The sequence below is a fragment of the Variovorax sp. IB41 genome (assembly GCF_016405905.1).
Classification (GTDB): domain Bacteria; phylum Pseudomonadota; class Gammaproteobacteria; order Burkholderiales; family Burkholderiaceae_C; genus Variovorax.
This window is the reverse complement of record NZ_JAEFCB010000010.1, coordinates 247267-258874: the sequence shown is the minus strand read 5'-3', so window position 1 is coordinate 258874 and position 11608 is coordinate 247267. Positions and strand designations below refer to the sequence as shown.

The window sequence follows — 11608 nt, the reverse complement described above, 5'->3', positions numbered from 1 at the left end:
GGAGGCCGCAGGCCGGGGGACATTCGCGGAGGGGAGTACCCGGTGGCCTGTGCACACGCCCTGAACACACGCGCCCTGAACACACGCGCCCCGAACACGAACGCCCCGAGATGGAGCCACTGACATGCCCTCAGGACATCTCGAAAAACTGCTGGTCCAGGCGTTCACCACGCCCGACTGCGCAACCGGCACCCAGATCGGCACCTTCGAGTCGTACGTGAACCCGAGCGAGATCACGCTCGCCTACGAGATGGAGTACGACGCCGCGCAAGGCTCGGGCACCACCGGCAGCCGCATGGACTTCAAGAAGGTCAAGCCCGGCGACATGTCGCTGAACTTCTTTCTCGACGGCACCGGCGCCAACGGAGTGAAGATCGACGTGCAGGAGCAGGTCGAGAAATTCCAGACCGTCACCGGCTACAACGGCGACATCCACCGGCCCAACTACCTCCTGGTGGCGTGGGGGACGATCCAGGTCAAGCGCTGCGTGCTCAAGAGCGCATCGATTGCGTACAAGCTCTTCAAGGCCGACGGCACGCCGCTGCGCGCGACCATCGCCGCCACTTTTGTCGATGCGGTGGAAGACCAGACGCGCGTGGCGCTCTCGCAGGACTCGTCACCCGACCTCACCCACGTGCGCGTGCTTCGCGCCGGCGACACGCTGGCCGCCCTGTGCGCGCAGATCTACGGCGACCCCGCGCTCTACCTGAGGGTGGCGCGCGCCAACAACCTGGACGGCGTGCGGCACCTGCCGGCCGGCACGCGCGTGCGCTTCCCGCCGCTGCGCAAGTAGGCCAAGGACGAACACCACCATGCCCAACGCCGTCGCCCCTCCTCCTCCCGCGCCCGCCAAGCCCCCGGAGCGCACGCTCCCCATCAAGGCCGAGCACCGCGAGTTCACCGTCAAGGTGAACGGCCAGGCGGTGCCGCGCGAGCATGCGCTGCACTCGGTGAGCGTGGTGGCCGCGGCCAACCGCATCACGTCCGCACAGCTTGCGTATGTCGATGGCGCTGCGGGCTCGGGCGACTTTCCGCTGAGCAAGCTCGACCTGGTGAAGCCGGGCGGCACCATCGAGATCCTGGCCGGCAGCGGCGCCGACCCGACGCTGGTGTTCAAGGGCGTGATCGTCGGCCAGCGGCTGCGCATCCGCGAGGCCTCGTCGTCGATGCTGGTCATCGATTGCCGCCACGCGGCGATGAAGCTCGCGCAGGTGCGCCGCAGCGCCAACTTCTTCGACCAGACCGATGGCGATGTCATCGAGTCGCTGCTCGGCACGGCCGGCGTGGATGCGGAAGTCGATGCCACCACCGTCACACACAAGCAGCTGGTGCAACACGACTGCACCGACTGGGACTTCATCGTCACGCGCGCTGCGGCCAATGGGCGCATGGTCTTCACGCGCGGCGACAAGCTCGCGGTCAGCGAGCCGAAGATCGGCGCCTCGGCGGTGCAACTGCAGTTCGGCGCGACGCTGCTCGAATTCGATGCGGGCATCGACGCACGCATCCAGGCGCAGGCCGTCAAGACCGTGAGCTGGAATGCGGCCGATCAGGCCGTCGAGGAGCAGGAAGGCGAAGCGCCCTCCTTCAAGTCCACAGGCAACTTCCAGGCGGACGCACTGGCCGCCGATGCGGGCTCGGAAACCGTGCTGCTGCCCCACACCACGCTCGACGCGCCCGAAGGCGTGGCGCTCGCGAGCGCCGTGCGGCAGCGCGCCGCCATCGATCTCGCGAGCGGCCGCGCGATGTGCGTCGGCATCGCGACCGTCCAGCCCGGCGATACCGTCAAGCTCGGCGGCGTGGGCGACCGCTTCAGCGGCGATGTGCTCATCACCGGCGTGCGGCAGGTGTTCGATACGCAACGGGGCTGGAAAACGCACCTGCAGTTCGGCAGCGCCGAGCCCGACCCCGCGCTGCGCGAGCGCCTGCAGCGCCAGCGCACCGCCGACCTGCTCGCGCCCGCGGCGGGCCTGCAGCTGGGCGTGGTCACCGACAACGAAGACCCGCAGGGCGAGTTCCGCGTGCGGGTGCGCATGCCGCTGGTGAACGGCGGCGACGATGGCGTCTGGGCGCGCGTGGCCGCGGCGGATGCCGGTAGCAACCGCGGCCTGTTCTTCCGCCCTGAGATCGGCGACGAAGTGCTTGTCGGCTTCCTGGACGACGACCCGCGCCACCCCGTGGTGCTGGGCATGCTTCACAGCAGCGCCAAGGCCGCGCCGCTCGCGCCGAGCAACGACAACCCCGTCAAGGGCTACACGAGCCGCAGCGGCATCACGCTCGCCTTCGACGACGAGAAGAAATCGCTCACGCTCGCCACGCCCGCCGGGAACAAACTGGTGCTGGACGACCAGAGCGGCGGCATCACGATCAGCGACAGCAACGGCAACAAGATCGTGCTGTCGGCTTCGGGCATCGCCATCGAGAGCGCGAAGGCCTTCTCGGTGAAGGCGAACACCGAGATGAAGTTCGAGAGCGTCGTCAGCACCGACGTCAAGAGCATCGGCGTGGTCAAGGTCGCGGGCTCCGCGCTGCAACTGGGGTAAGGCCATGGACGACACACCGCTCTTCCTCGGCCGCGGCTTCGGGTTTCCGCCTTCGTTCACGAACGGCCAGGTGCGCATGGTCGAGGACGAGGTGGACATCCAGGAGAGCCTGGCCATCCTGTTCGGCACGGCGCCGGGCGAACGCGTGCTGAATCCGAAGTTCGGGCTCGATCTTTCGCCGCTGCTCTTCGAGCCGCTGAGCACCACGCTGCGCACGCTGCTCGAAGACCGCATCACCACCACGCTGCTGATCCACGAGCCGCGCATCCGGGTGCTCGCGCTGGCGGTGGACGATTCGCGCGCGTTCGAGGGGGTGCTGCAGATCCGACTGGACTACACGGTGCGCAGCACCAACACGCGCTTCAACCTCGTGTTCCCGTACTACCTGGGCGATGCGAACGAACTGCGCGAACGCGTGGTGCCCGCGAGGAATTGAGATGGCCGCACAAGATCTCCTCGATGCCTTCGCCGCCGCGCCCGGCACGGCGCAAGCCGAGCGCAACGATCCGCGCCTCGCGCCGTCCTCCACGCCCATCGACGACCGCAGCACGGCGCAGCTGCTGCAATCGCTGCATGCGTTGGCGGGGCTCATTCGGCATCACGAGCAGTGGCCGGTGTCGGAGACGCCGGGCAATTGGCAGCCTTACCTTCCCTCGGGCGATATCGCCGCGCTCGAAGCATTGGTGCAAAGCACCGATGGCAAGCTGCCGCCGCATCACGGCCTGCTGGTCGCGTTCCTGCAGTTGCTGTCGCGGCCGCAGACGCGGCTGAATGACTTCACCGCGCAGCACCTGAACTACCAGATGCAGCGCGTGCTGGGCTTTGCGCCACGCGGGCCGCAGCCGGACCGCGCGCACCTGGTCTTCGAGCTCAAGAAGGGCGCGGCGCCCGTCGAGATCGCCGCGCCGCAACTTTTCTCCGCCGGCAAGGATGCGACCAAGATCGAGCAGTTGTTCGCACCGGTGCGCGCCACGGTGGTGGGCCGCGCGCGCGTGGCGGGCCTTGCGAGCATCGTGCGCAGCGGGCAGCGGCTGCTGTTCGCGCCCGTGGCCAACTCGGCCGATGGGCTCGGCGCGCCGCTTGCGCCCGAATCACCGCATTGGCCGCCGTTCGGCCGCGTCGGACTGCCGGCCGCGCCAGTGGGCTTTGCGATCGCTTCTCCACTGCTGCGGCTCGCCGAGGGCGCGCGCACGGTGCGGCTCAAGCTGCGGCTGTCGGGGCTGCCCACGGGCGTGAACGCCGCGACGCTCGCTGCGGCCTTCGACGCACACCTCACGGGCCCTGCCGGCTGGATCGGCCCGCTGCCGATGAGCGGCAGCCTGAGCGGTGACCTGCTCACGCTCGAAGTGGCCGTCGGGGCCGCGCAGCCCGCGGTGGTCGATCACGATCCGTCGGTTCACCTGCATGCGTTCCCTGCTGCGCTGCCCGTCATCCAGTGCCTGTTGAAGCCGGGCGCCGAACTCGCCTACGGCGCGCTCGAAGACGTGAGCGTGCGCAGCGCGAAGGTCACGATCAACGTCCAGGACATGCGCGCCCTCACGCTGGAGAACGACGACGCGCCGCTCGATCCGAAGAAGGCCTTCCTGCCCTTCGGCGCGCAGCCCACCGTCGGCTCGCGCTTTCATGTGGGCTGCGCCGAGGCGCTGGCCAAGCCGGTCACCTCGCTGAAGATCCGCCTCGCCTGGCAAGGCGCGCCGGCCGACCTCTACGACTGGTACGAAGGCTATGCGCGCCGCGGCACGATGAGCAATGGCGTGAGCGCGGCCACCAGCTGGCGCGATGCGTCGGGCACCGAGCACCAGGCGGCCAGCGTGGCGCTGATCGCGCGCGCGCCGGCACCCACCACGCTCGACGTGATCGCGGGCGCGGCCAGCCATGTGCAGGCCTATGCGCCTGCGATGCAGATGCAGTCGCTGCTTCAGGGCGGCAGCGCGATGGCCGCGCATGCGGCTGTGTCGATGCAGCTCGCACAGCCGGTGGCGCGGTCGATGTCGCTCATGTCGAGCCCGATCGGCGGGTTCACCGGCATGAACGCGATCACCAACATCACCGCCATCACCGGCCTCCTCGGCAGAGGGCCCAGTTCTGCACTGGCCGCTGCCACGCCCACGGCACCGCGCGCGGGCTTTGTCACCGTCTCGCTGGTCGACGACCTGCTGCACCGCGACTTCATGCGCGATGCCACCTCGGCCGCGACGTCCGTTCCGCCCAAGGTGCTGAACCCGCCCTACACCCCGAAGGTGCAGGAGATCACGCTCGACTACACCGCCGAGAGCGACGAGAGCCGGCTCGCCGATCCGTCGCAGGCCGCATTCACCGACACGGACGTGCAGTTCTTCCAGATCGACGCGCTGGGCCTTGCGCGCGAACACGCGTGGCTCACCACGCGCCGGCCGTGGGCGCCGCAAGGCGGCATCGGACTGCTGCCGGCGCATGCGGCTTCGGCCGAGTTCCTCGTCGCGCTCGACGGCGCGCAAGCCGGCGATTCGCAGAGCCTGTTGATCCAGGTCGCCGAAGGCACGGCCGACCCGCTGGCCGAAGCGGCGGGCGTGCAATGGTCTGTGCTCGCCGACAACGCCTGGCGAACGCTCGGCACCGGCGAGCTGGTGCAGGACGACACGCGCGGGCTGCGCGCGAGCGGCCTCGTCGGGCTGGTGCTGCCGCGCGAAACCACCACCGCCAACACCCGCCTGCCCGCCGGCCCCGTGTGGCTGCGCGCCACCACGGCGGGCGCACCGCAGGCTGCCTGCGACATCGTCGGCGTGCATGCCAACGCGGTCGAGGTGGTGTTCGCCGACCAGGGCAATGACCCCGCGCGCCTGGCACGCGCGCTCCCGCCCGGCAGCATCGCGAAAGCGCGCACGCCGCTGGCCGCGGTGAAGACCATCGCCCAGCCCTACGCCTCCTTCGGCGGTGCGCTGCGCGAAGACGACGCCTCGCTCTCGCGCCGCGCCGCCGAGCGGCTGCGTCACCGCAACCGTGCCGTGAACCGGTGGGACTGCGAGCGGCTGGTGCTGCAGGCCTTTCCCTCGGTGCACCGCGCCAAGTGCATCCCCCATGCGAGCGACAGCTCGCGGCTCGCAGCCGGGCATCTGACGATGGTGGTGGTGCCCGATCTGCGCAACCGGACGACCGGCAACGTGCTGCAGCCGCGCGTCGACCTCGACACGCTCGCGCGCATCCGCGAACACCTCGCGGCGCGCTGTGGTCCGCAAACGCGCGTGCATGTGCGCAACCCTGGCTACCGGCCGGTGCAGCTCGATTTCAAGGTGCGGCTGCGGCCCGGCTTCGGCTTCAACTTCTACGGGCCGCAGATCGACCGCGCCATCGTGCAGGCGCTCTCGCCCTGGGCCTTCGACAGCGCGAGCGAGCTGGGTTTCGGCGGCCGCGTGGTGCGCTCGGAGCTGCTCGATTTCGTCGAGGCGCTGCCGTGGGTGGACTTCGTCACCGACTTCCGCCTGACGCTCGAAGGCGACACGCGCGACCGCGACGAGATCGTGCCGGACACGCCCGACGCGATCCTCGTTTCCGCTCCCTCTCACCGCATCGTGGAGCTCTGAACGATGTTCGACACCCCCGACACCATCACCGCGCTGCCGCCGATCTCCACAGCGCCCGAGGCCGACGCCGCCTTCGATCCCCGCGCGCTGTTCAACGAAGGCTTGGCCACCGTGCGCCGACTCTCGCGCGGTCTCTGGACCGACCACAACACGCACGACCCCGGCATCACGATGCTGGAGGTGGCCTGCTATGCGCTCACGGAGCTCTCGTACCGCCACTCGCTGCCCATCGAGGACCTGCTGACCGCGCCGGGCGAAAGCAACGCGCAGACGATGGCGCGCCTGCACCAGCCCCGCACCGTGCTGCCCAACCGCGCGCTCACCGAGCTCGACTGGCGCAAGCTGCTGATCGACCTGCCCGATGTGAAGAACGCGTGGATCGAGGCGGTGACCGATTCGCTGCTCTATGCCGACCTGCGCCGCCACGAGCTGCGCACCACGCCGCCTGCGCATCCGGCCTTCGAGCCCGTGCCGCTGGCCGGCCTCTATCGCGTGCGCATCGAGTTCATGGACTCGGTCAACACGCAGGTCGAACGCGCCGCTGTGCTCGAGGCGGTGCGCAATACGCTGGAGACATCGCGCAACCTCTGCGAAGACTTCATCGAGGTGCGCGCCGTGCGCGCCGAGTACTTCGCGCTCTGCGCCGAGATCGACCTCGAAGGCGATGCCGATCCCGTCGAGGCCGCCGCGCGCCTTCTGTTCGACGTCGGCCAGGCGATCGCGCCGCCCGTGCTCAACCACGACCTCGCCACGCTGCTCGCGCGCGGCCTCACGCTGCCCGAGATCCTCGATGGCCCGCTGCTCGAACACGGCTTCATCGACGACACCGAATTGCAGACGACCGCCCTGCCCTTGGAGTTGCGCCTGTCGGACCTGATCGGCGTGGCGATGGACGTGCCCGGCATCCGCTCGGTGCGCAACATGCTGCTGAACCCGCTCGTGCGCACCGACGAAAACGACGAGGACGCGCCCGATGCCGATCCGACCGATGTGCAGGGCGATGCGGCGCCGCTCGCCAACGCCTGGCGCATTCCGGTGCGCGCGGGCCGCCTGCCGCGCCTGTCACTCAACCAGGGCCGGTTGGTCTTCGCCAAGCGCGGGCTGGCGGTACAGGGCTGGAACATCGCGGACATGCCCGCGTCCGTGGCCGCACGGCTTGCCGAACTGCGCGAGGCGGCGCGCGTGCGCGTGGAGCAGCAGGCCGGCACCGAGGTGCCGTTGCCCGCATCGGGACGCGCCCGCGTGCTCGACGCATGGACATCGTTTCAGCAAGACTTTCCGGCCGTCTACGGCATCGGTCCACAGGGCCTGGGCTTGCGGGCCACCGACGCACGCCGCGTGCAGGCGCTGCAGCTGCAAGGCTGGCTGCTGTTCTTCGACCATGCGATGGCCGGGCAGCTCTCGATGCTCACGAATGCACGCCGCCAACTCTCGGTGGCACCGGCCGATCTGCAGGACGTGGCACTGCGCTTCAGCGGTGCGGGCAACAACCGTCACACGCTCTCGGCGCAGATCGTGACAAGCATCGCCGACGACGCCCTCCTCTACCCCGCTGGCGCCACGCCGCGCATGCTGGCCGACGCGATCGAGACCAGCACCGAGGCAGCGTCGCGCCAGCAGCGGCTGCTCGATCACCTGCTGTCGCGCGTGGCCGAGGACTTCGCCGACTACGCCGGCGCCATGGCCTCGGCCTTCGGCTACGACAGCGACCGCCTCATCGGCGACCGCTGCCGCTTCCTGCAGGAAGTGGCCGAACTCTCGCGCGATCGCGCGGGTGCTTTCGAACAACGCCCCGCCACGGCCGAAGCCGTGTGGAACACGCCCAACGTCTCAGGCCTGGAGCGCCGCGTCGCGCGCCTGCTGGGCATCGCCGACTTCACGCGCCGCAACCTCGGCCTGCAGAGCTACGACACCTACAACGAGATCGACGCGGTGCCCGACAGCATCAACGAGTTCCGCTTTCGCGTGCGGCATGCGGTGACGAACGCGATCCTGCTCTCGTCGAGCACGCGCTACCCGACGCCCGAGGCCGCGCGCGCGGCGATGATCCTCGCGATCGAGCGCGCCCAGTTGCCCGGCAGCTACCAGCGGGCGATGACCGCGGGCGCGGAGCCCAAGCCCTACTTCAACATCGTCGATGCGGCGGGCGAAGTGATCGCGCGGCGCATCCAGTATTTCGACAGCGCCGCGGCGATGGAAACCGCCATTGCCGACCTCATCACGTACCTCGCGGGCCACTACGGCGGCGAGGGCATGTACCTCGTGGAGCACATCCTGCTGCGCCCGCGCGCCGCGACCGACCGGATGTTCGACATCTGCACCGACGCGGGCTGCGGCGACTGCAGCGAGCTCGATCCGTATTCGTACCGCGTGCACGTGCTGCTGCCGGCCTATGCGGGGCGCTTCCAGAACGAGGGCTTCCGCCGCTTCGCCGAGGAGGTGATCCGCGCCGAGATGCCCGCGCACATCCTGCCCACGGTGTGCTGGGTGGGCAGCAACGACATGGCCGAGTTCGAGGGCGCGTGGCGCAACTGGCTGATGGTGCATGCGGGCTTCGGCAGCACCACCGAGGCCACGCGCCAGGCGCGGCTCGATGCGCTCATCGACGTGCTGCAGCGCGCCAAGAACATCTATCCCAGCCGGGCGCTCTTCGACTGCACGAGCGACGAGACCAAGCCGCCCTTCATCCTGGGCCGCACCTCGATCGGCACCCAGCCGTCGGGCGGCAACTGAAGCGAACGCCACGCGAACACAAGGAGTCACCACCATGGCCGATCCACTGCAAGTGCTCAGCAGCCTCGAGACGCTGGCCGACCACTACACCGTCTTCGAGCCCGACCAGGTGCTCACGCACGGGCAGCTCAACAGCGTGTCCGACTTCTGGGGCGACCAGGTGCGGCTCTCGCGCGTGGCGCTCTCGGGCGTCGGGCTGGTGACGGGGCTGCATGTGTCGCGCGAAGGCGCCGGCGTGCGCGTCGCGCGCGGCTTGGGCGTCAGCACCGACGGCGACCTCATGACGCTCGCGGCCGACACGCTGTACGACCGCTTCCGCCCCTACGACACCACCGCGCCGGTGTACCGCCCGTTCTACCGCGGCACCGCGGCCGACGGTTCGCCCACCGACATGATCGCGCTGCAGGAGCTGGTGCCCGTGGGCGAGAGCGACGTGCTCGCGCAGCCGCTCTCGGCGCTGCCCGGCCCGCTCGCCGACCGCGCGGTGCTGATGTTGATGGAGAGCGTGGTCAACGACCCCGACATGTGCAGCGGCACCGACTGCGACAACCTCGGGCGCGATGCGCTGCACCGCGTGCGGCTGCTGCTCATCCGCCGCAGCGACGCGCAGACGCTGCTCGACCGCCTGCCGCTGCGCCCCGCGAGCGAGGCCGCGCAGGCGCTGCCGCCGGTCGCGATGCGCCGGCCCGTGCTCGGCAGCAACATCGTCAACACCGCGCTGCTGGCCACGCGCTACCGCGACAGCGCGCGCTCCTCGCTCGACGACCTGCAGCGTGCCCTGCCAACGCTGAACGCCAACTGCCCCGAGGTGCTGGCCGACATGTTCGGCGCCGACCCGACCGCGCGCTGGCTCGGCACGCTGGCCTCGCTCTCCACGCAGTTCGCCAACGCGGCGAGCGGGCTGCAGAACTGCTACGGCTTCGTGAAGGACCTCATCGACCAGTGGAACGCGCTGCGCGAGGCGCTGCTCGCCGACGATGCGGTGCCGTTGCCGAACGTGGCGGCCTTTCCGAAGCACCTGCTGCTCGGCGCCACGGCCGCGCCTCGCGAGCAGCGCACGGGGCTCTACCCGTCGCCGCTAGACGCCACGGCGCGCGAGCGGTCGGCGCATGCGCGCTTTCATGCATGGAAGTTCGATGCGCTGATCGCGAGCTTCCAGATGCCGGCCGACACCACGGTGCGCGTCACGCCCAGCCTGTCGGATGCGCACCCGCTCGAAGCGCGCGCCATCCCCTGGTACTACCGCGTGCTCGAGGCCACGCCGATCCATGCCGCGTGGAACTTCCGCCTCTCCTCGCGCCACCACGAGGGCCAGAACCTGGGCTACCGCGCGGCCGCCTGGGCCAGCACGGCGCAGGCGCGCGACCCGCTCGCCTTTGCCATCGGCGGCAACGATTTCTTCCGCATCGAGGGCCATCTGGGCCGCACGGCCGAGGCGGTGACGGCCGAGCTGCGCCAGCAGGTCGCCGAGCGCAACCTGCCGTTCCAGGTGCAGGCCGTGCTGGTGCACACCAGTCGCGACCGCCTGCGCGTGCGCCCGCCGTTCCGCTATACGCCGCTGCACAGCCTGCACTACCTGGTGCGGCAGGACGTCGCCTTCCGGCTCGACGAGAGCGAGCAGTTCGGCCAGCGCCACCTCGCCGACATGACCGAGGCGGTGAAGGCGCAGCTGATTCCCGCCACCACCAGTGGCGGCACCTCGGTGGTGGCCAATGCGCGGCTGGCCGGCGAAGCGGTCAGCAGCGCCAGCAAGGCCGCGGCGCCGGTGCTGGCCAAGGCCAGCTACAGCGGCTACCGGGCCGCGGTGGCGAGCGACCAGGGGCCGGCCTTCAAGACGAGCTACACCGCTTCGCTGGTGTCGGTGCGGGAGGCCCGCGCGAACCTGAGCGACCTGTCGCGCGCGGATTTCGTCTCGCCCTTCGACGGCCTCCTGAACACCAACCAGCCGCACTGGATCGACTGGCTAGACGACCTCATCCTCGACCAGGGCAACAAGGCCGACGACAAGCTCCTGCTGTCGCGCTTCGTGCAGGACCACCCGGGCCTGGACCACCTCGGCGGCGTGTGGCGCGGCGGCACCTTCGTGCTGGTGTACGACGACCAGGGCCGCGTGGTGGGCGACTTCACGCTGCCCTACCCGGCTGCCGAGGCCGAGGCACCCGAGACCGACGACCCGCCGCTCACGCGCCCGCCCTACCGCCCGCCGCTGGTGGCGGGCAACGGCATCCGCGCGGTGCGGCCGATCGACCTGGTGGTGAAGGACCGTTTCAGCTTCGAGCGCGAGGGCTTCCAGAAAGACCTGGACCTGCAGCGCGCGGGCATCGAAGGGCTGGTGAAGGGCGCCTTCGTTCCGAGCAACGCGGTGGACCCGAAGACGCGCGGCATGCTGGACCTCACCGGCGACTCGTACCTCGACCTGCAGGCCGCCGAGATGACGCACCAGCGCGAGCGCGTGAAGGACCTGCAGGAAATGATGACCCAGCCCGGCCTGCCGAACGACGTGCGCACGCAGGTCGCGCGCGACCTGGACCGCGCACAACTCGACCTGGCCGAAACGCTGGGCGGCGTGGCGGCGCAGATGGTGACGGCCGGCGTCGACGTGGGCACCGCGGCCGGCAAGCAGCTGACGCAATCGATGACGAGCAGCATGGCGACGATCCAGAGCCCCGCCGCGAAGGCACAGGCGGACACGCGGCTCGCGACCGCGCAGGGCCGCGCCGCGGGTAACCAGGCGGCGGTGATCGGCAACCTGCGCAACATCGGGCGCTGAGC

General features: G+C 70.1%; 6 protein-coding genes. All 6 read left to right on the top strand.

From position 1 onward, the window contains the following. Nucleotides 1–124 precede the first annotated feature (124 nt). The 6 genes from JC881_RS19625 to JC881_RS19600 are packed head-to-tail and all read left to right on the top strand — an operon-like array spanning nt 125 to nt 11606. Nucleotides 125–793, top strand: a complete 669-nt coding sequence (locus JC881_RS19625) for a CIS tube protein (protein WP_198787376.1) — start codon at nt 125–127, stop codon at nt 791–793. Between the two features lie 19 nt (nt 794–812). Continuing rightward, the gene (vgrG, locus tag JC881_RS19620) at nt 813–2543 is read left to right on the top strand and encodes a type VI secretion system tip protein VgrG (protein WP_198787375.1); all 1731 of its coding nucleotides are present in this window, start codon (nt 813–815) and stop codon (nt 2541–2543) included. A gap of 4 nt (nt 2544–2547) precedes the next feature. Continuing rightward, on the top strand, nt 2548–2979 hold the full coding sequence (locus JC881_RS19615) for a GPW/gp25 family protein (protein ID WP_198787374.1): 432 nt from the start codon (nt 2548–2550) through the stop codon (nt 2977–2979). Between the two features lies 1 nt (nt 2980). Then, entirely contained in the window at nt 2981–6103 is a 3123-nt protein-coding gene (locus JC881_RS19610; RefSeq protein ID WP_198787373.1) for a baseplate J/gp47 family protein, read from the top strand. A gap of 3 nt (nt 6104–6106) precedes the next feature. Then, the gene (locus tag JC881_RS19605) at nt 6107–8836 is read left to right on the top strand and encodes a hypothetical protein (protein WP_198787372.1); all 2730 of its coding nucleotides are present in this window, start codon (nt 6107–6109) and stop codon (nt 8834–8836) included. Nucleotides 8837–8870: 34 nt separating this feature from the next. Then, the gene (locus JC881_RS19600) at nt 8871–11606 is read left to right on the top strand and encodes a hypothetical protein (protein WP_198787371.1); all 2736 of its coding nucleotides are present in this window, start codon (nt 8871–8873) and stop codon (nt 11604–11606) included. The last annotated feature ends 2 nt before the right edge of the window (nt 11607–11608 follow it).

What these genes read in the sequence shown, in the direction of transcription:
- JC881_RS19625 (WP_198787376.1), top strand. Translation starts at nt 125, where the DNA reads ATGCCCTCAGGACATCTCGAAAAACTGCTGGTCCAGGCGTTCACCACG.
- vgrG (WP_198787375.1), top strand. Translation starts at nt 813, where the DNA reads ATGCCCAACGCCGTCGCCCCTCCTCCTCCCGCGCCCGCCAAGCCCCCG.
- JC881_RS19600 (WP_198787371.1), top strand. Translation starts at nt 8,871, where the DNA reads ATGGCCGATCCACTGCAAGTGCTCAGCAGCCTCGAGACGCTGGCCGAC.
- JC881_RS19615 (WP_198787374.1), top strand. Translation starts at nt 2,548, where the DNA reads ATGGACGACACACCGCTCTTCCTCGGCCGCGGCTTCGGGTTTCCGCCT.
- JC881_RS19605 (WP_198787372.1), top strand. Translation starts at nt 6,107, where the DNA reads ATGTTCGACACCCCCGACACCATCACCGCGCTGCCGCCGATCTCCACA.
- JC881_RS19610 (WP_198787373.1), top strand. Translation starts at nt 2,981, where the DNA reads ATGGCCGCACAAGATCTCCTCGATGCCTTCGCCGCCGCGCCCGGCACG.